Raw genomic sequence first — 23,114 nt, forward strand, 5'->3', positions numbered from 1 at the left:
CTTACATCCATCCTCTCTGCTGCAAATCTTTATAGGTATCGTCAAGACAGCGCCGGATAAGGGCCACCATCTCGTCTATCTGTTCGCGTGTCATGACCAGCGGCGGCGCGATAATCATGCGGTCGCCGACGGCGCGCATAATCATACCGTTATTAAACATGTAACTGCGGCACACCATGCCAACTTCCAGCTCCGGATCGAAATATTCGTGGCCATGGACGGTGGGACCCTTGCGGCGCACCAGGTTCAGACCCGCGACAAAGCCGCAGCTGTTGGCATAGCCGACCAGCGGATGATCGGCCAGCGTGGCAAAGCGCTGGGCCAGATAGGGCCCCGTATCGTCCGCCACCCGCTGCACCAGCTTTTCATCCTCGACGATGCGGATGGTCTCGAGCGCCGCGGCGCAGGCGACCGGATGGCCGGAGTACGTGAAGCCGTGCGCAAACTCCCCGCCCTTCCCGATCAGGACGTCCGCTACGCGCTCGCCCACCAAGACGCCGCCCAGCGGGATGTAGCCTGACGTGACGCCCTTGGCGAAAGTGATCAGGTCCGGCCTGAAGCCGAAGTGTTCGCAGGCGAACATGCGTCCGGTGCGGCCGAAACCCGTAATGACTTCATCGGCGATCAGCAGGATGCCGTATTTGTCGCAGATGCGCTGGATCTCCGGCCAGTAAGTGGCGGGAGGGATCACAACGCCGCCCGCCCCCTGGATAGGCTCGCCGATGAACGCCGCCACCTTTTCGGCGCCGACGTCGAGGATCTTCTGCTCCAGCCACGAGGCAGCCTCGATGCCGAATTCGTCCTCCGTCATGCCGCGCCCCGATTCGAGGTAGTTCGGCTGGCGGATATGTACGATTCCCGGAATCGGCAAGCCGCCCTGGGCATGCATGCCCTCCATGCCGCCCAGCGAAGCGCCGGCCATGGTGCTGCCATGGTAAGCGTTGAAGCGGCTGATGATGGTGTGACGCTGCGGTTGCCCCATCAAGTCCCAATAGCGGCGCACCATGCGCACATTCGTGTCGTTCGCCTCCGATCCGGAGCCCGTGAAGAAAACGTGCCTGAAGCCGGGCGGAGCTATTTCCGCCAGCTTGGTCGCCAGCTTCACCGCCGGTACATTGGTGGTGTTGAAGAAGCTGTTATAGAACGGCAGCGTCTCCATCTGCTCGAAGACGGCCTTGGAGATGCTGTGCCGGCCGTAGCCGACGTTCACGCACCACAGGCCGGACATGCCGTCCAATATCTTCTTGCCTTCCGAATCCCACAGATAGATGCCTTCGCCGCGCACCATCACGCGCACGCCGCGCTCGCCCAATGCCTTGTGGTCGGTAAAGGGATGCATATAGTGCGCATGGTCGTGCGCCTGGATAGTCTTGGTATCGTCCATGAGCGCCCCTCACACGTGCAGCAGCAGGTGCTCGCGCTCCCACGGACTGATGACGGTCATGAACTCCTGGTGCTCCAGGTCCTTGATGGCGGCATACACGTCGATGAAGCGTTCGCCGAGCACAAAACGCAGCTTGTCTTCAGCGCGCAAAATGCCCAGCGCTTCCGGCAAGCCTTGCGGCAGTTCGTACTTCATGTCGTAGGCGCTGCCCATGGTCGGCGCGGTAGGCTCCAGCTGCTCGGTCATACCGAGGTAGCCGCAAGCGAGCGTAACCGCCAGCGCAAGGTAGGGGTTGGCGTCGGCGCCAATGATGCGGTTTTCCACGCGCCGGTCCTGCACGCCAGCATCGGGAACGCGGAAGCCGACGGTGCGATTATCCATGCCCCACTGGATATTGATCGGCGCGGCGGTATGGCGCACCAGGCGGCGGTAGGAGTTCACATACGGCGCCACGATCGCCAACGCACTCGGCATGTAGCGCTGAAGTCCGCCGATATACGACTTGAACAGCTGCGACGGCGAGCCATCCTGGTTGCTGAAAATATTCCAGCCGCTGCGCGCATCGACCACGCTCTGGTGAATATGCATCGCCGATCCCGGTTCGCCCGCCATCGGCTTGGCCATGAAGGTGGCATACATATGGTGCTTCAGCGCCGCTTCGCGCAAGGTGCGCTTGAAGAAGAACACCTTGTCGGCCAGTCCGAGCGGCTCGCCGTGCAGGAAGTTGATCTCCATCTGTCCTGCGCCGATTTCGTGGATCAGGGTATCGACATCGAGTCCCATCAGGTCGCAATAGTCGTAGATATCCTCGAACAGCGGATCGAATTCATTCACGGCGTCGATGCTGTACACCTGGCGGCTCGTTTCAGCGCGGCCGCTGCGGCCGATGGGCGCCTTCAGCGGCAGGTCAGGATCGGAATTCTTGTCGGTCAGGTAGAACTCCAGTTCCGGCGCCACGACGGGCTTCCAGCCCTTGTCGTCAAACAGTTTCAGTACGCGGCGCAGCACGGAGCGCGGCGCGAAATCGACCAGGCGTCCGTCGCTGAAATAGCAATCGTGGATCACTTGCGCAGTCGGGTCGGCGGCCCACGGCACCATGGTGATCGTGGTGGGGTCGGCCTTCAGGACCATATCGCGGTCGGTGCTGGAAATGGCGCGGTCATAGGCATCATCCTCGGTCGGATAATTGCCGGTGACGGTCATGCCGAGCACCGCCTCAGGAATGCGCATGCCGCGCTCCTGGGTAAATTTACCGCGCGGGAGTATCTTCCCGCGTGCGACGCCGGTCAAATCGGGGACCAGGCATTCGATTTCGGTGACTCGTTTTTCATTGAGCCACTCGTCCATATCGGTATAGCTGAAATTTTCGCGGATTGCCATAGCTTCCTCTCAGGTAGTTTAGAAAACAGCACTACTGAAGGAAAGCTACCTAAGGGATACGGTCCCTATGCACGCGGCATGCGAGGCCGAATGCGCTGAACATACGCATGGAGTCGTGATTCTCCTCGACACGCCATTCGGGATGCCATTGCACCGCCAACGCAAATGCGGAAGACCCCGTCACCGAGTAGGCTTCGACCAGGCCGTCATCAGAACGCCCCTCCACTTGCAGGCCGGGCGCCAGCCGGTCTATTCCCTGGCCATGTAGCGAGTTAACTTGTAATTCGCTAGCACCATCGAGGATATGGGCCAGCAAACCGCCGGCTTCCAGCTTGATGCGGTGTGCGGCCGCATATTGCTGTTCCAGCGCCTGGGTCTTGTCTTCGCGGTGGTCGAAATAGCCTGGCACCGCATGCACGGCCTGGTGCAGCGTGCCGCCCAGTGCCACGTTCACTTCCTGGAAGCCGCGGCAGATCGCCAGTATCGGAATGCCGCGCTGCAGGGCGGCGCGTATCAAGGGTAAAGTCGTCGCATCACGCGCCGGATCCAGCGGCAGCGAGGAATCAAGCGTGTCCTGCCCATACAGGCACGCCTGCACATTGGAGGCGGCGCCGGTCAGCATCAGGCCATTGGCCATGCCAAGCAGGCTTTCAATATCCGTGTTGTCGCCCAGCGGGGGGACTAACAACGGCTGGCAGCGCGCTCCCACAGCCACCGCATCAACGTATTTGTTTTGTGCGGCGTAGCTGGGATGGGAGCCATTTTTATGACTGCAAGCGGGGACCAGTACGATGGGGCGGCGCATTTTAGTTCTTCGGTAACTATCAGTGTGCAGCTTGATCTTATTCCCAATTTGCGAACGTGGCAACCGTCGCGCGTGATAGCCGGTATACTGGGTTCTTTAGTTTGGAGGTGAATCATGCTGACCCTGAAAGATCCCAGCCTTCTGCGCCAACAGTGTTTTGTAGCTGGCCGATGGTGCGATGCGGAGGGTGGCGAAACGATCACTGTCAGCAATCCAGCTACCGGCGAAACGCTCGGCACCGTGCCAAAAATGGGCGCCGCCGAAACTCGGCGCGCCATTGAAGCGGCCAATGCCGCATGGCCTGAATGGCGCAAAACACCCGCCAAGACCCGCGCCGCCATTCTGCGCAAATGGAATGACCTGATACTTGCCAATGCCGACGACCTGGCCGCGCTGATGACGGCGGAACAAGGCAAACCGCTGGCCGAATCCAAAGGCGAAATCGCCTACGCCGCGTCCTTCATCGAATGGTTTGGCGAAGAAGCGAAACGTATCGCCGGCGAAACGCTGGCATCTCCCTGGCCCGACAAGCGCGTGGTCGTCACGCGCGAACCGATCGGTGTCTGCGCCGCCATCACGCCGTGGAACTTCCCTGCCGCGATGATCACGCGCAAAGCCGGTCCGGCGCTGGCCGCAGGCTGCCCGATGGTGGTCAAACCGGCGGAACTCACGCCCTTCTCGGCACTGGCCCTGGCAGTGCTGGCTGAACGCGCCGGCGTGCCCGCCGGCGTGTTCAGCGTGATCACCGGCGCATCGCGCGAGATCGGCGGCGAGATGACATCCAATCCGATCGTGCGCAAACTGAGTTTCACCGGCTCCACCGCCGTCGGCCGCTTGCTGATGGAACAGTGCGCGCCGACGATCAAAAAATTGTCGCTGGAACTCGGAGGCAATGCGCCATTCATCGTGTTCGACGACGCGGACCTGGACGCGGCAGTGGAAGGCGCAATCGCCTCCAAATACCGCAATGCCGGCCAGACCTGCGTGTGCGCGAACCGCATCTATGTCCAGGATGGCGTGTACGACGCCTTCGCTTCAAAGCTGGTGGAAGCCGTGCGCAGACTCAAGGTCGGCAATGGCGCCGACGACGGTGTGACGCAAGGCCCGCTGATCGAGGAGAAGGCCGTCGCCAAAGTGGAAGAGCATATTGCCGATGCTGTCGGTAAGGGCGCTCGCCTGCTACTGGGCGGCAAACGCCATGATCTGGGGCATAGCTTCTTCCAGCCCACCGTGCTGGCCGATGTCGATGCCGGCATGCTGGTGGCGCGCGAAGAGACCTTCGGCCCACTGGCACCGCTATTCCGCTTCAAGACCGACGATGAAGTGCTGGCGCTGGCCAACGATACCGAGTTTGGCTTGGCCGCCTATTTCTTCTCGCGCGATATCGGCCGCATCTGGCGCGTCGCGGAAGGGTTGGAAAGCGGCATGGTGGGCGTCAACACCGGCCTGATTTCAACCGAGATTGCACCGTTCGGAGGAGTCAAGCAATCGGGCCTTGGCCGCGAAGGATCAACTCACGGAATGGACGACTACCTGGTCATCAAATACATCTGCATGGGCGGGATTTAGATCGATGCAGGAACCCAAGGGCTCCTGCAATTTTCTCCATAAGTTTTCGCCAGGCCTCAGACCGATTCCACCAGCAGCATCTCGTTCAACAACTTCTTCAATTCGGGCACGCAGGAGCCGCAATTGCCGCCCGCATTCACGCAGGCGGTGACTTGCGCCGGCGTGGTGAGATTCTGTTCGCGGATCGCTTTGCAGATCGTATTGCGGCCGACTCCGAAGCAGGAACAAACGGTGGGTCCAGCATCTGCGCCGGCGGCGAGCGGACGGCCAGCCAGCAACGCGGCGCGATCAGCAATGTCGAGCTGCGGCTTGTCAAACAGGCTTGCCAGCCATTGACGCGCCGGCAGGTCGGGACGAGCCGAGATGAAAATGCATTGCGCGATGCGGTCGTCGATAACGTGCACGGCGCGGAATACACCGGAGCTGCTGTCAGCATATTCCAGCCAATCGGCCTCATCATCCTGGATGCCAAGCAGGCGGCGCGCCCATGTTCCAAAATCGTCGATCGTATTACGGCCTGCCAGCTCGTAGCGCATGAAATCCTTCCCTTGCACCTTGGTCCAATAGGCCAGTTCATCCAACTGCGGCACATCGCGGCTCAGGATGAAACCATGCCATTTGATCGGGAAGCGGTCGACCATCACGGGGGTGTGCTTGAATTCTGGCTCGCCCGATACCGGATCGACAACCGGGTTCACTACGGCGCCGATGCGGGCGTCGGAGGCCGTCTGGTTATTCCAGTGAATCGGTACAAAGACACTGCCTCGTGCAATGCCGCCGCCATGCTGAACGCGTGCAATCATACTGCCCCAGTGGCTGCTGACGCGAGCCAGCTCGCCTTCCTTCACGCCGCACAGCAAGGCATCCTGCGGGTGCATATCGATGAAGGATTCCGGGATATGGCCAGCGAGCTTGGGAGCGCGGCCTGTGCGCGTCATGGTGTGCCAGTGGTCGCGCACACGGCCGGTGTTAAGGGTGATCGGATATTCCCCATCCGGCAGATTGACCGGGGCGCGCGGCACGGTCGCGACGAAACGCGCACGGCCATCGGCGTGCGAGTAGCATCCATCGGCAAAGGGGTGCCCCGTTAAGGGCCATTGCGTAGGCTGCAAAGCGTCGTAGGCGGATTCGCCGAGCATGCCCAGGGCGCCGATATCAAATGCGCGCGGCAGCTCGCCGGGGTTGTTGCGCCAGGCGCTTAAGCGCGCGTGTTCGGTGAAAATTTCGGCTGCGCTGGCATAACAGAAACCATCGTACCCCATGCGTAGTGCGAATTGCGACAGAATCAGCCAGTCCGCCCTCGCCTCTCCCGGCGCAGGCAGAAAGGCGCGCTGGCGCGAGATGCGGCGCTCGGAATTGGTGACGGTTCCATCCTTTTCGCCCCATGCCAACGCGGGCAAAAGGACGTCGGCGTAGGCGTTGGTGTCGGTGTCGCGCACCACGTCAGAAACGACAACCAGGTCGCAGCGTTCCAGCGCGCGGCGTACCTGGTCTGCATTGGGCAGGCTGACGACCGGATTGGTGGCAATCACCCATACCGCCTTCACACGGCCGTCTTCAATGGCCTCGAACAAATCGACCGCCTTCAGGCCTGGGCGAGATGCCATGCGCGGCGATTCCCAGAATGTTTGCACGGCGTCGCGGTGTGCCGCCTTATCGATGTTCAGATGCGCGGCAAGCATGTTTGCCAAGCCGCCCACTTCGCGTCCTCCCATCGCATTGGGTTGGCCGGTGATGGAGAACGGGCCCATGCCCTGCTTGCCGATGCGCCCGCCGATCAGGTGGCAGTTAATGATGCTGTTCACCTTATCGGTGCCGGCGCTAGACTGGTTGACGCCCATCGAAAAGGCGGTGATGACCTTCGCATTGGCGGCGAAGGCTTCGTAGAATTCGATCAGCTCTTGCAGGTTGAGGCGGCAGACGCGCGCTACCTCTTCCGGTCCAAGCGTGGCGGCGGCCAGCGCTTCTTCCAGGCCGCTGGTATGGGCTGCGACGAAGGCCGGGTCGACAGCACCAATGCGGGAGAGATAGCAGAGCAGACCATTGAACAGCCACACGTCGGTGCCGGGCTTGATCGGCAGATGCAGGTCCGCCAGTTCGCAGGTGGCGGTACGGCGCGGATCGATCACCACGATCTTCATTCCTGGCCGCGCTTCCTTGGCGCGCGCCAGGCGCTGGAACAGGATCGGATGGCACCAGGAAAGGTTGGAGCCAACCAGCACCACCATGTCGGCATGGTCGATATCGTCATAATTTACCGGTACCACGTCTTCGCCGAAGGCCCGTTGATGTCCCGCCACGGCGGAAGACATGCACAGGCGCGAGTTGGTGTCGATGTTGGCGCTGCCGATATAGCCTTTCATCAGCTTATTGGCAACGTAATAGTCTTCGGTCAGGAGCTGGCCCGAGACGTAGAAGGCCACCGCGTCCGGGCCGTGTTCGTCGATGATGGATCGCCATCTTCCGGCCACATGGTCCAACGCCTCGCCCCATGCCACGCGCCGCAGCGATCCGTCTTCACGGTCGCGCATCATTGGATGCAGCAAACGCCCTTCCAGCCCGATTGTTTCACCCAGCGCGGAACCTTTCACGCACAAACGCCCCTGGTTGGCTGGATGCGCCGTATCCCCGGCAATATCGAACCCGCCATCCAGGCGCGGCGTCGCGGTCACACCGCAGCCCACACCGCAATATGCGCACGTCGTCTTAATCATGATTCACGCAGCCTGCGCACATAGCGCCTGCCCAAACAAAAGTTGGTTGCGCATCGACGAAATGTCGGTGCGGTTCTGGATCAGGCCGAAGTACCACGGGCCATCCTGCACGTCCCCGTATAGAACGGCGCCGGTGATGCGACCGCCGTCCAGCACCAGGCGTTTATAGACGCCCCGGCGCGGATCGCGCAGGATCAGGTCTTCGCTGCCTTCGCCGCCGACAAAATCGCCCACCGAATACAATTCCACGCCGGTGACTTTCAGGCGGGTAGGCGCCACCTGTTGCACATAGCGGCGATGGCCGGCACCTGCCAGGTGAGCCGCGCATACCCGCGCCTGCTCCCAGATTGGCGCAACCAGGCCGAAAGTGGTTCGGCGATGCTGCACGCATTCGCCAACAGCATAGATACGCGGGTCAAAGCTTTGCAGAGTATCGTCGACCACGATGGCGCGCTCGCAGTGCAGGCCGCAGCGCTTGGCCAGTTCGATATTCGGGCGAACGCCGGCGGTCATGACCACCAGGTCGGCGGGAATTTCGCTGCCATCGGCGAAGCGCACCGCGGTCACGCGATCGGATCCTACGATCTCGCTGGTCTGCGCTTCCATGCGGAAGACCAGGCCCTTCGCTTCCAGCGCTTTCTGCAGCAACTGCCCCGCAGGCTTGTCCAGCTGCTGGTTCATCAGGCTGTCGGTGACGTGCACCACCGTGACCTGCATGCCCTGGCGCTGCAGGCCGTTAGCCGCTTCGAGGCCGAGCAGGCCACCGCCGATGACAACCGCGTGGCGATGGCTGCGCGCAGCCTCCAGCATGGATTCCACGTCCTGGATGTCGCGGAATGCCAGCACGCCCGGCAGCGCGTGGCCCGGCACAGGAATGATGAAAGGACGCGAACCGGTTGCCAGCAGCAGGCGGTCGTAGCGCACCTCCAGGCCGGATCGGGAGCGCACCAGGCGGCGCTTGCGGTCGATATGGTCGACCGGGTCGCACGCATACAGGGTAATGCGGTTCTGCGCATACCACTCGCGGGTATTCAGCATGATGTCGTCTACCGTCTTTTCGCCTGCCAGCACCGGCGACAACAGGATGCGGTTGTAGTTGCCATGCGGCTCGGCGCCAAAGACGGTGATGTCGTACATATTCGGCGCGAGCTTGAGCAGCTCCTCGACCGTGCGCATGCCGGCCATGCCGTTGCCGACGACGACCAGCGAGGGCTTCATGCGCCGACCCAGACCTTTCCACCTTCGATACGCGCGGGCCAGGTCGGCACGGAATGCTCGGGAGCTTCCAGGCATTCGCCGGTCTGCAGGTCGAAGTGGTGTTTGTAGATCGGGGAAGCGACGACGATGCGCTCGCCCAGGTTGCCGACCAGACCGCGCGAGAGCACGGACGCTTCGGAGTTGGGGTCGTAGTTGCCGATGGCGAAGACGCGGCTTTCACTGCCATCGTTCATGCGAAAGACGGCAACCTGCTGGCCTTGCAGCAGCGCGCAGACGCCGGTGTTCGGGACGATTTCGTCAACGCCGCAGACGGCCGTCCAGGCGGAGGCTTGGATATCACGGTGCATGGTCTATCTCCTCAGGCGATGGCTTTAATGGGAATCAGCTTGCGTTCTTCGACCGTCGCGGGGCGGATCTGGCCGCGTTCCTCCATGAAGACCACATTGCTGTCAGCTTCGGAGCTGTTGACGAAGTGGCGGAAGCGCGCGCGCGTTTCCGGGTCGTTCACGGCTTCCTTCCATTCGCAGGCGTAGGTATCGACTACGCGCTGCATGTCTTCTTCCATCTCGGCGTTGATGCCCAGCTTGTCGTTGATGACTACCGCTTTCAAGTAATCCAGGCCACCTTCCAGGTTTTCACGCCAGGTGCTGGTGCGTTGCAAGCGGTCGGCGGTGCGGCTGTAGAACATCAGGAAGCGGTCGATGTAGTCAACCAGGGTCGCCTTGTCCAGGCCGGAAGCCAGCAGCTCAGCGTGACGCGGCTTCATGCCGCCGTTGCCGCATACGTAGAGGTTCCAGCCCTTGTCGGTCGCGATGATGCCGACATCCTTGCCCTGCGCTTCGGCACACTCGCGGGTGCAGCCAGATACGCCGAACTTGATTTTGTGCGGCGTACGCAGCCCCTTGTAGCGGTTTTCCAGCTCGATGGCGAGGCCCACGGAGTCGTCGACGCCGTAGCGGCACCAGGTGGACCCGACGCAGGACTTCACGGTGCGCAGCGATTTTCCGTACGCGTGGCCGGTTTCGAAGCCAGCCGCGATCAGCTCTTCCCAGATCAGCGGCAGCTGCTCGACACGGGCACCGAACAGGTCGACCCGCTGGCCGCCCGTGATCTTGGTGTACAGGCCGTATTTTTTTGCGACCTGGCCAACCGCGATCAAGCCTTCCGGCGTCACTTCGCCGCCCGGCATGCGTGGCACTACCGAGTAGGTGCCGTCTTTCTGGATATTGCCAAGGAAGTAGTCGTTCGAGTCCTGCAGGCTGGCGTGCTCCTTCTTCAGCACAAAGTCGTTCCAGCAAGTGGCGAAGATGCTGGCCGCCAGCGGTTTGCAGATATCGCAGCCCATACCCTTGCCGTGACGCCCCAGCAAGTCCTCGAAGGATTTGATCTCGCCTACCCGGATCAGGTGGAACAACTCCTGGCGCGAATGCGGGAAGTGCTCGCAGACGTGATTGTTCACGTCCATGCCCAGTTTTTTCATTTCCGCCTTCATGATCTGGGTCACCAGCGGCACGCAGCCGCCGCAGGAGGTGCCTGCCCCGCAGCACTTCTTGAGGGCACCGATACTGCTAGCACCGCCGGCGACAGCGTCGCAGATAGCGCCTTTCGACACGTCGTTGCAAGAGCAGATCTGCGCCCCGGCAGGCAGGGCATCCACACCCAGTCCTGGTTTGGCTGCGCCGCCGGATTGCGGCAGGATCAGGAATTCCGGCGCCTCCGGCAATTCGATCTTGTTCAGCATCATTTGCAGCAAGGTGCCGTATTCGCCGGCATCGCCTACCATCACGCCGCCCAGCAGATACTTGCCGCAATCGGACACCACGATCTTCTTGTACACCTGCTTGCGCTCGTCGGTGAATTGGTAGCTGCGCGCGCCCTCTTCCTTGGCATGCGGATCGCCGATGCTGGCCACGTCCACACCCATCAGCTTCAGTTTGGTGCTCATATCCGCACCACCGAATTCCGCGGCTGTGTCGCCGCTGATGTGGCGCGCCGTCACGCGGGCCATGTCGTAGCCCGGCGCCACCAGGCCGAATACCTGGCCGTTCCACAGTGCACATTCGCCTATCGCGTAAATGTCCGGATCGCTGGTCTGGCAATGGTTGTTGATGGCGATGCCGCCGCGCGCACCGACTTCGAGGCCGCACTCACGCGCCAGGGCGTCGCGCGGGCGGATGCCGGCGGAGAACACGATCATGTCGGTATCCAACGAGGTGGCGTCGGAAAACTGCATGCGGTGGGTACCGGTTTCGCCCGCCACGATGGCCGTGGTGTTCTTCCCGGTATGGACGGTCACGCCCAGCTCTTCGATCTTCTTGCGCAGCATGCGGCCGCCGCCCTCATCGACCTGCACGGCCATCAGGCGCGGCGCGAATTCAACGACGTGGGTCTCCAGACCAAGGTCTTTCAGCGCCTTGGCGCATTCCAGTCCGAGCAAGCCGCCGCCGATGACAACGCCGCTCCTGGAACGGGCGCCGCATTCCTGCATCGCTTCCAGGTCTTCGATGGTGCGGTAGACAAAGCAGTCCTTGCGGTCCTTTCCTTCAATCTGCGGCACGAAGGGAAAAGAGCCGGTAGCGATCACCAGTTTGTCGTAAGCCAGCACTTCGCCGCTGTTGGTGGTGACGGTATGCGCGGCGCGGTCGATGGCCACGGCACGTCCGTTTAGCTTGAGCACCATGTCGTCGCGCTCGAAGAAGCCCGGCGCCACCAGCGACAGTTCATCGGCGCTCTTGCCGCTGAAGAATTCAGACAGGTGCACCCGGTCGTACGCGGGGCGCGGCTCCTCGCACAGGACGGTGACCTGGGCGCTGCCAACAGGCAGGGACTTCAGGAACTGGTGGCCCACCATGCCATGGCCGATGACGACGATTTTCATGCTGCCGCTCCTGCAATGGCGTTTTCTTTGACTGTGGACTCGCTGAAGCGCGCAGCCAGCGCACACAGGGCGGAAATGGCGACCAGCACACCGAGTATCCATAAGGTTTGCTGGGTATTGCCGACGCCTTTCAGCAGGAAGCCCGCCGCCACCGCGCCCACATTGCCTCCGGCGCCGATAATTCCAGCAACCCCGCCCAGCGCGCGCTTGTCGATGAAAGGCACGAGCGCATAGGTGGCGCCGCAGGCCATATGGGTGAACAGGCCGAATACCAGCATCGAGATGACAGCCAGGCTCACGCTGTCGGCCCTGGAAAAGAACAACAGCCCGATGCCTTCACCCAGCATCACGACGAAGAGCAGGGTGACGCGGCTATTCAGGCTGCCGCGGTAAGCAGCCTTGTCGGACAACCAGCCTCCTAGCGCACGGGCGAACAGCGCCAGCAGGCCGAAGCTGCCCGCCGCCAGGCCGGCCTGTGCCAGCGACAGCTTGTAGGTGTCAACGTAATAAGTGGCGGCGATGTTGTGGATGAAGATCTCCGCGCCGAAGCAGGCCCCGTAGGTCACAAACAGCATCCAGACGCGATAGTTTTTCGCCGCCAGTTTGAAGCTCTCCCAGCCGCCTTTCCTGCCCCCTTCCAGCGCGATGCCGGCGGCGCGCAAGTCGGCGTAGTTGCCGTCCGGGCAGTCCTGGGTGAAGCGGTAGTAGACAAAGGCCATGACCAGCATCAGCACGCCCGGCACCACCAGGGCGGCGCGCCAGCCCATGGTCTCGCCGACGCCCAGCATGATCATGGCGGCCATGATCATCGGCATGGTGGACTGCACCACGCCGCCGCCCGCATTGCCCCAACCGGCAGCCGCCGCATTGGCGGTACCCACCACGTTTGGCGCGAACATGACGGAGGTGTGGTACTGGGTGATCACGAAACTGGCACCGACCGCGCCAATCAGAAGGCGGAAAAACAGGAAGCTCTCATAGGTTTGCGCTGCGGCGACGCCCAGCACCGGAATGGCGCCCAGGAGGAGCAGGCCAGTGTAAGCCTTGCGCGGGCCGATGCGGTCACACAGCGGGCCGATGACCAGGCGCACGATGATCGTGATCGCCACGGCGGCGATATTGATATTGGCCACTTGCGCCGCGGTCAGGCCGAATTCGCCTTTGATCACGGGCATCAGAGGCGCACAGGCGAACCATGCGAAGAAACAGATGAAGAAGGCCATCCAGGTAAGGTGGAAGGCGCGCATCTGCGGCGTGGAGAACGAAAACAGTTTGATGCTGGTCGCTTTACTGGCCATGATGTAGTCCCTGAAAACAAAAAGGCGTCCGCGCAGCCGCCGCCATCGATGGCAGTGCTGTGCGGACGCCGTTGTCCGGTTAGCCGGTCCTCCGTTAGACCGGCGCTTTAACGATGCTTTGCAAGACCCGTGCCAGCCATCCCAAGGGGGAAGAGCCCCTTGCGCGCGCCCTGGCGCCGCGAATTTCGCCATTTGACGGTGCGTTGCGCCCAAAATTGGTGCACCGCAATAGCGCACGCGCTACATCCTGATGTCGAACGACGCCGCATAGCGTTCAGGATCGCGGCCATCCCAGGTGGCGCCGTCCATGAACACGGAACTGCGCAGGGCGCTGTCGGGAATCTCCGTCCCGGTCATCTCCGCCGCCTCCTTGTACAGGGCGACCTGCTGCACCTTGAGCGCGGTGCCCAGGTAGTCCGGCGCGGCCTGCAGCAGGCCCCAGCGCCGCTGCTGCGTCATGAACCACATGCCGTCCGATAGATAGGGGAAGTTGGCCGCGCCCTCCAGGTGGAAGCGCATGCTGTGCGCATCCACCCAGCTGTGCCCCATGCCGTCTTCATAGTGGCCGAGAATGCGCTGCCAGATCACGTCCTTGCCCGTGTTGACGTATTGGACGGCGGAGATGATCTCGGCCATCGCCATGCGGTTGGCGTCGCTGGCGTCGATCCAGCGCCCCGCTTCCAGCACAGCGGCGATCAGCGCTCGGGCAGTGCTGGGATGGCTCCGGGTGAAATCGGCGGTGGCGGCCAGCACCTTTTCCGGATGGTCGGGCCAGATCTGCTGGCTGGTGGCGATGGTGACGCCGACGCCGTCCATCAGCGCGCGATGATTCCACGGCTCGCCGACGCAAAAGCCATCGATATGGCCGCCCGCCAGGCTGGCCGCCATCTGCGAAGGCGGCACGGTGATCACGCGCGCTTCGCGCAAGGGATGCACGCCATGCGCGGCCAGCCAGTAATACAGCCACATGGCGTGCGTTCCGGTCGGGAAGGTATGCGCCCAGCGCAGCTCGCGCCGGTGCGACAGCGCGGCAACGGCGGGGCCATCGCACGCGCCCTCGTCCGCCAAACGGCGCGCGAGGGTGATGGCCTGTCCATTGCGGTTCAGGTTCATCAGAACAGCCATATCGCGCCGGGCCGACCCCACCCCAAGATGGGTTGCATAAACAAGCCCGTACAGTGCATGGGCAGCATCGAGTTCGCCGGTCAGCAGCTTGTCTCGCACACCGGCCCAGGAAGTCTCCTTGCTCAAGACGATGCGGATGCCATGCTTGCGGTCCAGCCCCAGGACGGACGCCATTACCAGCGAGGCGCAGTCCGTGAGCGGATTGAAGCCCACTCTAACGATGTCTTTTTCAATCTGCATTCTTCACTCCTGCCCGGCTCGCACCACGACGGTGCGTCAGCCGAGCAAATCCTCCGCGTCCAGGATACGCTGGGCCAGCTCCCCCAGCTTCAGGTTCTTGTTCATGGCCATGCTACGCAATTTTTGGAATGCCTGCTCCTCGGTCAGTCCCTGGCGCGCCATGAAAATGCCCTTGGCGCGGTCGATCAGCTTGCGCTCGGCCAGCTTGAGGCGGGCGACTTCCAGTTCGTCCAGAAGCTTCTGTTCGCGCCTGAAGCGCGCCATGGCGACATTCAGCACGGGCTTGATGCGCTCCGGCTGCAAACCGGCCACCACATAGGCGGAAACCCCGGCCGCCATTGCGGCTTCCATGGAATCGGCCTTGTCGTCTTCTGTGAACATGACGATGGGGCGGCGTTCGTCGCGGGTGGCGATGACGATATGTTCGAGCACGTCACGCGCATCCGATTCGGCATCGACAATGATCATGTCGGGTTGCAGGCGAAGGATATGTTCCGCCAGGTGGAAGTCGGCCGCCAGCGAAGCCACCAGATCGTACCCGGCCTCCGCCAAACCGCTGCACAAGGCATGGGCACGCGCCTCACTTTCATGCGGCGGATGGATCAAAACGATGCGTAGATTGCGGCTCATGCCTCCCCTGCAGCAAGAACCGCGCCAGCTTCAGTCCACGGCAACCTGCATGAGGCTGTGCTGGTCCCAGAACAATAGATCATCCGGCAGCCAGGAATGGCGATACAGGTGCTGTGGGCGCGTGGCGTGGGCATGCAGTTCCTGCAGCAGCTCCTTGCTTTCGGCATCGCTTGCCCCCACCACGCGCGTGGCTGCCGGGTCAGGCACCACGAGGGCACGGCGGCCCGTTTCCGGGTACAGGCGCACCAGCGGCAGCGCTCCGGCGGCGCCTTCCTGCAACACCCGCGCGCTATGGACGAGGCGCCGCAAGCCAAGAGTCAGCGTGTCGTACGCCATCTGCAGGTTGGAGAACAAGGCGGCTTCACCGTGCGGCGCCAGCGATTGCGCGGCCAGGCGATGGCCGGCATCGCGCTGCAAGCGCGGCGTGACCTGCTGGCCGCGGAAGACCAGCAAATGGTGATCGAGCAAGGCCGATTGCAGGCGGTCGGTATTGTTGTCGTCCCGGTCGTGCGCCAAGCTGAAGCCGATGACTTCCGCGCCGAGGGGCGCGTCGAGAATGCGGATGTCGAAATGCGGCCAGTTCATCCGAGCAGTCTAGGCGCCGCCACCCGCGTTGGAAACGAATTGTTTTTGATATTAATATGCGCTTTTCGCACAGCATAGGATCGGCATGTACAACATCCCAAAGCTCCATCTCGCCCTGGCAGTCTTCGTCCTTGCCGCCCTGGCATGGTCCGGTATCGCGCCGTATGACCGCACCACCTGGTGGATGGAAGTCGCTCCGGTGCTGATTGCCCTACCACTGATGGCGGCGACCTATCGCAGCTTTCGCCTGACGGACCTGCTGTATGTGCTGATCGCCATGCATTGCGTAATCCTGATGGTAGGCGGCGCGTATACCTATGCGCGCGTTCCACTTGGTTTCGACCTGCAGCACTGGTTCGGTCTATCGCGCAACCCTTACGACAAGATCGGCCATTTTGCACAAGGATTTGTGCCGGCCATGGTGGCGCGCGAAGTCCTGCTGCGCAAGGGCTACCTCCCGCGCGGCAAGATGCTGGCCTTCATTGTGATTTGCATTGTGCTGGCGATCAGCGCGAGCTATGAGCTGATCGAATGGGGCGCCGCTGTGGCGATGGGCCAGGGGGCCGATGAATTCCTGGGGACCCAGGGTGACCCGTGGGATACCCAGTCGGACATGTTCATGGCCTTGATCGGCAGTGTGTGTGCCCTGCTATCGCTGACCGGCCTGCATGACCGGCAGTTGCATGCGCGCGGATAACTAATACTCAAGTGAACAGGGGCCAGCCAACACTGCCCCCTGTGACAACCGTTCCGATGCTTACAAGTGGAATGGATCGGCCGCGCTATAGCGGCATTCCTTCGGCAGGACTGACTGGCGAATCTCGCCATGCAGGCAGCGCCAGGAAATATTTCCATCCTTGTCGGCGCTTGGCGACAGGTAGAAGGCCTTGCCCTGGAGGCCGCCGCGGCCCATCGTGATCTCAAGCTGGGCGGTATCCTGGTTCAAAACGATATTGGCAATCGCTTCCGGAAACTGGTTCGACACGTCGGCAGCCGCCAGGTCGGCAGGCAGCGCGTGGTTTTCCTTGATGTAGTCGCCGACATTTGCCGCAACGCGTTGCGAGTACAGATACGCCTCATTGGTACGTCCACGCCCCACATAGTCCGAATATGCAGGTATGGCGATAGCAGCTACGATACCAAGCCCCCCGAATCCCAGGACCAGACAGGCGGCCCAGATACTCCAGAGCCGCTGCACGCGGTTGAAGTGCTCAATGCTGTCCCAGCGCTTGTTTTGCCACGCCCATTCACGCCCCTTTACGCCGAGCACGATCGCCATGATGAACCCCAGGTAGGGGAACAACGCCAGCAGCCCAATCCAGGTCCGATTGCCGATTGCCCAAATCCAGCTAAAGAAAAATGCTCCCCACGACCAGCCGGCCACCTCGGGCGGAGCTGGATAGAACTTGCCCATTCCCGATGTGTTTTCGCCATCTTCCACCTCATACGCCGCCAATGGCGCTGCGTAAAAGTTACCGGTCTCATTTCCCATGATGTTCCTGCGCAGTTAAAAATAGATCGCCACAATAGCAACCAATTGCCGCAAAAACAATCAATTAGAGGAAACGCTTGGCTTCCAGCAAGGCGTCGACAATGGCCTGGCGAGCCGCAGCTCGTGCTTCGCTGTCGGGTAGGCGCAGGGCGTATGCCGGGTGGTAGGTGGCGACTATCCAGCGGCCATTCCGTTCGACCGGCTGGTCCATGTAATCTTTCAATGCGGCGCTGCTGTTTTGCAGGACGGATTTCAAGGCCGTCGCGCCAAGGGCTACGACTACGACGGGCGCCACGCTCTCCAGCTCGGCCTCGAGCCAGTAATGGCAAGCCGCGACCTCCTTCTGTGCAGGAGTCTTGTGCATGCGCCGCTTGCCGCGCAGCTCCCATTTGAAATGCTTGACGGCGTTGGTGACGTAGACTTCGCGCCGATCGATACCGGCAGCTTCCAAGGCGTCGTCAAGCAGCGCGCCAGCTGGGCCGACGAAGGGTTTTCCGGCCAGATCTTCCTGGTCGCCGGGCTGCTCGCCCACCAGCATCAGCTTCACATGGCGCGCGCCTTGCCCGCCTACCGGCTGGGTGGCATTGCGCCACAAATCGCAGCGGCGGCACTCGTCCAGCGTGGCTGGGTGTTGCGCGTCCGGCTTTTCTTTCATCCGACCATTGTACGAAGCACCGGGCCAGGTGGCGCACGATGTGCAGGATGACTCCCCGCGCCGCCGTGCTACATTGCGGGATTCTGCATTCCTGGAGCATTCATGTTCAGCCTGAAGACGAGCGGAGAACTCCGCACAGCATTCTCGATTCCTTCATGGGTGGAAGAATCGGACACCATGCTTTTGCACGCTGGCGACCTTCATCTCGATGGCGACCTTGCACTGGACTGGAATGCCGGCTGGGACGATGGCGCCATCATCTCCCTACCAGCCGTAACAGCGACGGCAGGCGGTAAAAGTATCCGCGGTTTATGCATTGACGGAAGCTTGCACATCAGCGGCGCGCTGATCAACGCCGATGGCGATTCCGCCCCGCTGCTGCTGGTCTCCGGCGCATTACACGCGCGGCAGGCCAGTTGCGGCGGCGCCTACATCAGGGTGGGCGGCGACCTTGTGGTGGAAGAGGTGGTATATGCCCACTACAACCACGGTGAACTGATCGTCCATGGCGAGATCATTGCCCAGGCCTTGGTCAATGACGACCATGCCGTTGACCAGCGTGGGAAGCAGGGCCGCAGCAAGCATCTCTACATCGACATGTCCCAATGCCGCGATGCCGATGACGACAAGCGCCTGCCCGCCCCGCTCAAGAAACTGCTGAAGAATACGCCCTTGTCCCTGGACGTAGTGCTGGAGGGCTTGCGGCAGGGGCGCAAGCTATCCACCTTGGAGACACCGCAGACAAAGGAAGAATGGCGCGACGTAGTGTGGCGCGATTTCACCCGCGTCGCCAAACTGCCGAAGGAACTACGCAACGAAGACATGTACCTGATGCTGCTCGCACCGGAGTGTCCCCTGCAACGCGCCGAAGTGCATGAACTGCTGGCTAAAATCCCGGCCAGGCAACTGACCGCGCCGGTGCGCCTGGCTGCATTCAAGCTGTCTCCAAAGAGCCTGCTGCAATTGCCGATGCAGTTCGACTTGCAGCGGGAATACGAGGACTGCTTCCTCGCGCTGGACAAGCCGCAGCTTTTGGCTGCGGAGATACCGTCGCAGTTCATGAGCCCGGCCATGAGCCGGCACTTGTCCGCGCGCGACGCCACCACCTGACCGGCGCGGCATCAAGCCAGCTAATTTTCCTTCACCAGATTTTTCCAGACGCCCGGGTCGGCCAGGTCGCCGCCCGGACCGGCTTGCGCAAAGCGCCATCTCCAGCGCTGCAGCCCGGCGAGAACCTGTTGCAAACCATCGGTCGACGCTACCGACAGTCCTTCCAGGTGCACATCAAGCATACGGCTGAAATGCGCATATTTTTCAAGCCCCAGCTGCGACCAGTAGAAGGGCACTTCCTCGGCCTGACGCACGAGCAGCGGAGTATGCTGACAGATTGACCGATCATCTACATCATTCGAAATATGGCGCCACCATTCTTCGCCATGCGCTGCCATCGAAAGCCATGACATATTCGAGGCTTGCAATGGCAAGCAGCCCGTCGTGGGCATCCATATGCCCAGACATCGGCACGCGCTCGCCCTGGTGCGTCACAGGTTCCAGCTCGTTGCCGTTCCAGGTGCAGAATTGGTAGTCGGAGGCCAACCAGAGCCGATCCTGGAACCGTAGCACATCGTTCCACATGATGCTTGAGCCACCCTGATAGATGCGCGTCCAGGTCGATTTCCGCCCCACCCACAGGCTGCCGCCCTCGCCCGAGATGTACACGTTGCCGTCGCCCGCGCAGGTAACGGTGGCCAGCTGTACGTGGCTTGGGAAGCCCATTTGCCTCCACGATACGCCATCGAACTGCCAGACATCGCCATGGCCGCCGACCGCATACATGTCCGACTCGGAAAATGCGTCGATGTCGCAGAAGCCCTGCTTGTTGGTGGACTCCACTTTGGGCAAACCGCTTTGCATCGCCTGCCATTGGCCGACGCCCGTACGCTTGTAGATGGAGCGGCCGGCGCCGACGGCGTAGGTAAAGCCATTGATGCACTTCAGCTTCTCGGGGTGCGGCCATTTGCCGGGGGCGATATGCTCCATCGGCCCGTTGCCGCCGCCAAGCGGCCAGGCATCGCCGTCCATGTTCTTTGCCGCCACCAGGCCGCCCGGGCGAGGAAAGGGCGCGCGCGACACGCCCACCACCGGCAACGCCATGCCCGTCAACAGCTGCTCGCCGACATGCTGGCGAACGCCGTCGACCACGCGCGACGTTTCATCCAGATAGATCGCAACCAGCCTGGTAGGCCATGTCTCGCGGTCGATGAATACGTTTGTGATTAATGCTGCAGGCAACATCCCTCCCGCCCTCATGCCGCGCGCCGCGCGATGTAACTGCCAATATCAAAACGCCTGGTGAGATGGCGGTAATGGAAGGTGAAGCCCGGCCAGATCACCAGGTTGCGGCCGCGTGAGTCGAGGTACCAGCTGTTGCAGCCGGTGTGCCATACCGTACGTTTGAGTTTGCGCTGCAACTCCTGGTTGTAGGCCGCCTGCACCTGCGGCCGCACCTCGAGCGAATGCAGGCCGCCGCGCAGCACGCGACGCACACCGTCCACCGCGTATCGCACGCCGGATTCGATCATATAGATCATGGAATTGTGGCCCAACAGGGTGTTCGGTCCGGTAATCATGAAAAAGTTGGGAAAGCCTGCCACAGTGGCGCCCTTGTAGGCGCCGGCCCCCTCCTCCAGCGCTTGCGCAAAGCTGCAGCCGCCGCGCCCGCGCAGCTCGATCGGGCCGTAGGCATGTTCGACATCGAAACCGGTGGCGTAAATGATCACATCAACAGGACGCTCCTCGCCGCTGCCGGTGACGATACCGTGTTCGCATATTTCGCGGATGCCGTCCTTCAGTACCGCCACATTCGGCTGCGCCAGCGCAGGGTAGTAGTCATTCGTCAGCAGCACGCGCTTGCATCCCAGGGTGTAGTTGGGCGTCAGCTTGTCCCTTAGCTGCGGGTCGGCGACCTGCCGCTTCAAATGGCGCAGCGCCTGCCATTCCATGAACTTCGCGAGCATCGGCAGGAAAATGAACATCACCACGCGCGATTCGAACTGCACATAGTGCTTGGCCCGGAACAGGAGCTGCAAGGGGCGTACGCGTTGCAGCAGCCATTGCTCGATACGCGTCACGGCACGGTCCGGACGCGGCAGCACCCAATGCGCGGTGCGCTGGTAATGATCCAATTGCCGTACCAGCGGCTGGATCTCGGGGACGAACTGCACGGCGCTGGCGCCGCTGCCAACCACCGCCACGCGCTTGCCGCGCAGGTCAATGCTGTGGTCCCATTGCGCGGAGTGGAAGCTCTGGCCACGGAATCGCTCGGCACCTGCAAATTGCGGCGTACTGGGGCGGCCCAGCAGGCCGATGGCGAAGATCACCGTGCGCGCCGTCATTTCCCCCTTGCTGGTGGAGATGCGCCAGCGGCCGGCGGCCTCGTCGAACTGCGCTGAGCGCAGCGCTGTTCCAAGCCGCAGGTGCGGCTCAAGGCCGTAGTCGCGCACCACGCCCAGCGTATATTCAAGCAGCTCGTCCTGGCGTGGGAACAGGCGGCTCCAGCGCGCGTTCTGCGCAAAGGAAAATGAGTACAGGTGGCTGGGGATGTCGCATGCGGCACCGGGATAGGTGTTGACGCGCCAGGTGCCGCCGAACACTTCATCCTTTTCCAGAATGACGAAATTGTCGATACCGGCTTCCTTCAGCTTGATTGCGCTGCATAGGCCGCCGAAGCCGCTGCCCACGATCACCACATCGTATTCCATCGCCGCCCCCTGAATGTTCTGGCAGACTATAATTTTGCATTAATAACAAGTCAATACGGAGGCGGGATGTTCTTCTTGTATGCATTGGGTGGCGCGGTGCTGGCCCTGGCGGCGGCAGACCGGCTACTGCCAGCGCCACTGGCGCGCGCGGCATTGGCACTGGAGCGCAAGCGTTCCGGCCTGGTGGCAAAGCAGGGATCATTACCGTATCTCGAAGGCGGCTGCGGCAGCGAAGTACTGCTGCTGGTGCATGGATTCGCCGGCGACAAGGACAACTTCACCCGCATCGCGCGGTTGCTGGTTCCACACTACCGGGTGATCATTCCTGACTTGCCCGGCTTTGGCGACGCGCGGCGCGATCCCAATGCAAAGCACGACATGGCGACCCAGGTCGAGAACCTGCGTACCTTCATGGCCGAACTGGGCGTGCAGCGCTTCCACATGGGTGGCAATTCGATGGGGGGATTCATTTCCGCGGAATATGCCTCACGCCATCCCGAACAGGTGAAGAGCCTGTGGCTGCTCGCTCCCGCAGGCACAGAGGAAACGCTTGATTCACCGGCCTTCCGGCAATACCTGGCCGGCAATGGCATGCCCCTCCTGGTGCCGGAGCCAGGCGCGTTCGATACGATGATGGCCGCCTGCATGGCAAAAGCGCCCTACTTCCCTTATAGCCTGAAACACGTGCTGGCGCGGCGCGCCGTGGCGGATTACACGCTGCACTGTGCGCTCATGAAAGAGCTGCATGCATCGCCGCACCTGCGCGGCCCGATCGATACGCCGGCCCTGATCGTGTGGGGTACGGAAGACCGCATCCTCAGTCCGAAAGGCGCGCCTGCGACCAAGGCGCTGTTGCCGAATGCGCGCTTGATCATGATGGAAGGTATCGGCCATTTGCCGATGCTGGAGTCGACGCGCCGAGCGGCGCGCGACTTTCTCGAGTTTCAACAGTCCATTGGTTCAGACGTATCCTGACCGGTACGGCGGTGCATATTTTGAATTGCACTGTTGCACGCTCCAAACTACGAGAAAGGGCCTTCCCTTCCGAGGCGGTTTGAGGCTTCGGCAATAGGCTGTGGAGCAGGCCATCTACTCATTCAAGCTTGAACGCGCACGGGCGCGCGTCCGGGCAACTTCTGACCAGCCTGCTTGATCGAGTTCCAGTTCTGGGAAAGCTCGAATTGCCGGAAAGATGATCTTTTCGCAGATCTCGCCCATTGCATCGCCAGTCGCGTGTTTTAGCTCCGCAGCTCGCTCTTGAGGCAAGTCAACGAGTGCCAGCTCCACGGCAGCATTCAACGCAGCCATTGCGTCGATGGCACCATCCCTCATGATTCGAGCGGTTTCAATTGTTTGCGTCTTCATTTCCAAAACAAGCTT

The 23,114-nt window shown here is 61.9% G+C and carries 21 protein-coding genes; 4 read left to right on the forward strand and 17 right to left on the reverse strand.

From position 1 onward, the window contains the following. Window position 1 precedes the first annotated feature (1 nt). The 3 genes from H597_RS0110475 to H597_RS0110485 are packed head-to-tail and all read right to left on the reverse strand — an operon-like array spanning window position 2 to window position 3,569. A complete protein-coding gene (locus tag H597_RS0110475; protein WP_028102100.1) occupies window positions 2-1,384 on the reverse strand; it encodes an aspartate aminotransferase family protein in 1,383 nt (460 codons plus the stop codon). Between the two features lie 9 nt (window positions 1,385-1,393). Continuing rightward, window positions 1,394-2,764 (reverse strand): glutamine synthetase family protein, encoded by a 1,371-nt coding sequence (locus H597_RS0110480; protein ID WP_028102101.1) that lies wholly within the window; start codon window positions 2,762-2,764, stop codon window positions 1,394-1,396. A 49-nt stretch (window positions 2,765-2,813) separates the two neighbouring features. Further along, window positions 2,814-3,569, reverse strand: a complete 756-nt coding sequence (locus H597_RS0110485; RefSeq protein WP_028102102.1) for a gamma-glutamyl-gamma-aminobutyrate hydrolase family protein — start codon at window positions 3,567-3,569, stop codon at window positions 2,814-2,816. Between the two features lie 114 nt (window positions 3,570-3,683). Between H597_RS0110485 and gabD the strand changes: the two genes are divergently transcribed. Beyond that, a complete protein-coding gene (gabD, locus tag H597_RS0110490) occupies window positions 3,684-5,138 on the forward strand; it encodes an NADP-dependent succinate-semialdehyde dehydrogenase (protein ID WP_028102103.1) in 1,455 nt (484 codons plus the stop codon). Between the two features lie 56 nt (window positions 5,139-5,194). Here the strand turns inward: gabD and H597_RS0110495 are convergent, their stop codons facing one another. From H597_RS0110495 to H597_RS0110530, 8 genes are all read right to left on the reverse strand, one after another. Continuing rightward, window positions 5,195-7,852 carry a nitrate reductase gene (locus tag H597_RS0110495; protein ID WP_028102104.1) on the reverse strand — a complete coding sequence of 886 codons (2,658 nt, stop codon included), beginning with the start codon at window positions 7,850-7,852 and terminating at the stop codon, window positions 5,195-5,197. A gap of 3 nt (window positions 7,853-7,855) precedes the next feature. Continuing rightward, window positions 7,856-9,070 (reverse strand): NAD(P)/FAD-dependent oxidoreductase, encoded by a 1,215-nt coding sequence (locus tag H597_RS30440; protein WP_051293677.1) that lies wholly within the window; start codon window positions 9,068-9,070, stop codon window positions 7,856-7,858. Further along, entirely contained in the window at window positions 9,067-9,417 is a 351-nt protein-coding gene (gene nirD / locus H597_RS0110505; protein ID WP_028102105.1) for a nitrite reductase small subunit NirD, read from the reverse strand. The genes H597_RS30440 and nirD overlap by 4 nt, the downstream gene beginning before the upstream one ends. 11 nt (window positions 9,418-9,428) lie before the next feature. Next, window positions 9,429-11,948, reverse strand: coding sequence for a nitrite reductase large subunit NirB (gene nirB, locus H597_RS0110510; protein WP_028102106.1), 2,520 nt, complete (start codon window positions 11,946-11,948; stop codon window positions 9,429-9,431). Continuing rightward, window positions 11,945-13,246: an MFS transporter gene (locus tag H597_RS0110515; RefSeq protein ID WP_028102107.1), complete on the reverse strand. Its 1,302-nt coding sequence runs from the start codon at window positions 13,244-13,246 to the stop codon at window positions 11,945-11,947. Before H597_RS0110515 ends, nirB begins: the two co-directional genes overlap by 4 nt. Window positions 13,247-13,486: 240 nt before the next feature. Continuing rightward, window positions 13,487-14,611 carry a CmpA/NrtA family ABC transporter substrate-binding protein gene (locus H597_RS30445; protein ID WP_051293678.1) on the reverse strand — a complete coding sequence of 375 codons (1,125 nt, stop codon included), beginning with the start codon at window positions 14,609-14,611 and terminating at the stop codon, window positions 13,487-13,489. Between the two features lie 36 nt (window positions 14,612-14,647). Next, entirely contained in the window at window positions 14,648-15,241 is a 594-nt protein-coding gene (locus H597_RS0110525; RefSeq protein WP_028102108.1) for an ANTAR domain-containing response regulator, read from the reverse strand. Window positions 15,242-15,271: 30 nt separating this feature from the next. Beyond that, on the reverse strand, window positions 15,272-15,826 hold the full coding sequence (locus H597_RS0110530) for a TauD/TfdA dioxygenase family protein (protein WP_028102109.1): 555 nt from the start codon (window positions 15,824-15,826) through the stop codon (window positions 15,272-15,274). Window positions 15,827-15,911: 85 nt separating this feature from the next. On the opposite strand from H597_RS0110530, the gene H597_RS0110535 reads away from it, so the two are divergent. Continuing rightward, complete coding sequence (locus H597_RS0110535; RefSeq protein WP_035373764.1) at window positions 15,912-16,523, forward strand: DUF2238 domain-containing protein; 612 nt, start codon at window positions 15,912-15,914, stop codon at window positions 16,521-16,523. 60 nt (window positions 16,524-16,583) lie between these two features. Here H597_RS0110535 and H597_RS35685 read toward each other — a convergent pair whose 3' ends face one another. Together H597_RS35685 and H597_RS0110545 are read right to left on the reverse strand one after the other, a co-directional pair. After that, entirely contained in the window at window positions 16,584-17,318 is a 735-nt protein-coding gene (locus H597_RS35685; RefSeq protein WP_211232031.1) for a pilin, read from the reverse strand. Window positions 17,319-17,382: 64 nt separating this feature from the next. Next, window positions 17,383-17,973, reverse strand: coding sequence for a UdgX family uracil-DNA binding protein (locus tag H597_RS0110545; RefSeq protein WP_028102111.1), 591 nt, complete (start codon window positions 17,971-17,973; stop codon window positions 17,383-17,385). Window positions 17,974-18,075: 102 nt separating this feature from the next. On the opposite strand from H597_RS0110545, the gene H597_RS0110550 reads away from it, so the two are divergent. Then, the gene (locus H597_RS0110550; RefSeq protein ID WP_028102112.1) at window positions 18,076-19,083 is read left to right on the forward strand and encodes a hypothetical protein; all 1,008 of its coding nucleotides are present in this window, start codon (window positions 18,076-18,078) and stop codon (window positions 19,081-19,083) included. Window positions 19,084-19,103: 20 nt separating this feature from the next. On the opposite strand, the gene H597_RS0110555 is transcribed toward H597_RS0110550, so the two are convergent. Genes H597_RS0110555 through H597_RS30460 form a run of 3 tightly spaced genes read right to left on the reverse strand, consistent with a single transcriptional unit; the run spans window position 19,104 to window position 21,734 of the window. Then, complete coding sequence (locus tag H597_RS0110555; RefSeq protein ID WP_154668043.1) at window positions 19,104-19,421, reverse strand: hypothetical protein; 318 nt, start codon at window positions 19,419-19,421, stop codon at window positions 19,104-19,106. Continuing rightward, entirely contained in the window at window positions 19,378-20,268 is an 891-nt protein-coding gene (locus tag H597_RS30455) for a beta propeller repeat protein (protein WP_051293679.1), read from the reverse strand. The genes H597_RS0110555 and H597_RS30455 overlap by 44 nt, the downstream gene beginning before the upstream one ends. Window positions 20,269-20,279: 11 nt before the next feature. Then, a complete protein-coding gene (locus H597_RS30460; RefSeq protein ID WP_051293680.1) occupies window positions 20,280-21,734 on the reverse strand; it encodes a flavin-containing monooxygenase in 1,455 nt (484 codons plus the stop codon). Window positions 21,735-21,800: 66 nt separating this feature from the next. On the opposite strand from H597_RS30460, the gene H597_RS0110570 reads away from it, so the two are divergent. Further along, a complete protein-coding gene (locus H597_RS0110570; protein ID WP_028102114.1) occupies window positions 21,801-22,709 on the forward strand; it encodes an alpha/beta fold hydrolase in 909 nt (302 codons plus the stop codon). A 114-nt stretch (window positions 22,710-22,823) separates the two neighbouring features. Here H597_RS0110570 and H597_RS0110575 read toward each other — a convergent pair whose 3' ends face one another. After that, complete coding sequence (locus H597_RS0110575; protein ID WP_028102115.1) at window positions 22,824-23,099, reverse strand: hypothetical protein; 276 nt, start codon at window positions 23,097-23,099, stop codon at window positions 22,824-22,826. Window positions 23,100-23,114: the final 15 nt, after the last annotated feature.

The organism is Pseudoduganella violaceinigra DSM 15887 (assembly GCF_000425385.1).
Classification (GTDB): Bacteria; Pseudomonadota; Gammaproteobacteria; order Burkholderiales; family Burkholderiaceae_D; genus Rugamonas; species Rugamonas violaceinigra.

What these genes read in the sequence shown, in the direction of transcription:
- H597_RS0110475 (WP_028102100.1), bottom strand. Translation starts at nt 1,384, where the DNA reads ATGGACGATACCAAGACTATCCAGGCGCACGACCATGCGCACTATATG.
- H597_RS0110480 (WP_028102101.1), bottom strand. Translation starts at nt 2,764, where the DNA reads ATGGCAATCCGCGAAAATTTCAGCTATACCGATATGGACGAGTGGCTC.
- H597_RS0110485 (WP_028102102.1), bottom strand. Translation starts at nt 3,569, where the DNA reads ATGCGCCGCCCCATCGTACTGGTCCCCGCTTGCAGTCATAAAAATGGC.
- gabD (WP_028102103.1), top strand. Translation starts at nt 3,684, where the DNA reads ATGCTGACCCTGAAAGATCCCAGCCTTCTGCGCCAACAGTGTTTTGTA.
- H597_RS0110495 (WP_028102104.1), bottom strand. Translation starts at nt 7,852, where the DNA reads ATGATTAAGACGACGTGCGCATATTGCGGTGTGGGCTGCGGTGTGACC.
- H597_RS30440 (WP_051293677.1), bottom strand. Translation starts at nt 9,070, where the DNA reads ATGAAGCCCTCGCTGGTCGTCGTCGGCAACGGCATGGCCGGCATGCGC.
- nirD (WP_028102105.1), bottom strand. Translation starts at nt 9,417, where the DNA reads ATGCACCGTGATATCCAAGCCTCCGCCTGGACGGCCGTCTGCGGCGTT.
- nirB (WP_028102106.1), bottom strand. Translation starts at nt 11,948, where the DNA reads ATGAAAATCGTCGTCATCGGCCATGGCATGGTGGGCCACCAGTTCCTG.
- H597_RS0110515 (WP_028102107.1), bottom strand. Translation starts at nt 13,246, where the DNA reads ATGGCCAGTAAAGCGACCAGCATCAAACTGTTTTCGTTCTCCACGCCG.
- H597_RS30445 (WP_051293678.1), bottom strand. Translation starts at nt 14,611, where the DNA reads ATGCAGATTGAAAAAGACATCGTTAGAGTGGGCTTCAATCCGCTCACG.
- H597_RS0110525 (WP_028102108.1), bottom strand. Translation starts at nt 15,241, where the DNA reads ATGAGCCGCAATCTACGCATCGTTTTGATCCATCCGCCGCATGAAAGT.
- H597_RS0110530 (WP_028102109.1), bottom strand. Translation starts at nt 15,826, where the DNA reads ATGAACTGGCCGCATTTCGACATCCGCATTCTCGACGCGCCCCTCGGC.
- H597_RS0110535 (WP_035373764.1), top strand. Translation starts at nt 15,912, where the DNA reads ATGTACAACATCCCAAAGCTCCATCTCGCCCTGGCAGTCTTCGTCCTT.
- H597_RS35685 (WP_211232031.1), bottom strand. Translation starts at nt 17,318, where the DNA reads ATGGGAAATGAGACCGGTAACTTTTACGCAGCGCCATTGGCGGCGTAT.
- H597_RS0110545 (WP_028102111.1), bottom strand. Translation starts at nt 17,973, where the DNA reads ATGAAAGAAAAGCCGGACGCGCAACACCCAGCCACGCTGGACGAGTGC.
- H597_RS0110550 (WP_028102112.1), top strand. Translation starts at nt 18,076, where the DNA reads ATGTTCAGCCTGAAGACGAGCGGAGAACTCCGCACAGCATTCTCGATT.
- H597_RS0110555 (WP_154668043.1), bottom strand. Translation starts at nt 19,421, where the DNA reads ATGGCAGCGCATGGCGAAGAATGGTGGCGCCATATTTCGAATGATGTA.
- H597_RS30455 (WP_051293679.1), bottom strand. Translation starts at nt 20,268, where the DNA reads ATGTTGCCTGCAGCATTAATCACAAACGTATTCATCGACCGCGAGACA.
- H597_RS30460 (WP_051293680.1), bottom strand. Translation starts at nt 21,734, where the DNA reads ATGGAATACGATGTGGTGATCGTGGGCAGCGGCTTCGGCGGCCTATGC.
- H597_RS0110570 (WP_028102114.1), top strand. Translation starts at nt 21,801, where the DNA reads ATGTTCTTCTTGTATGCATTGGGTGGCGCGGTGCTGGCCCTGGCGGCG.
- H597_RS0110575 (WP_028102115.1), bottom strand. Translation starts at nt 23,099, where the DNA reads ATGAAGACGCAAACAATTGAAACCGCTCGAATCATGAGGGATGGTGCC.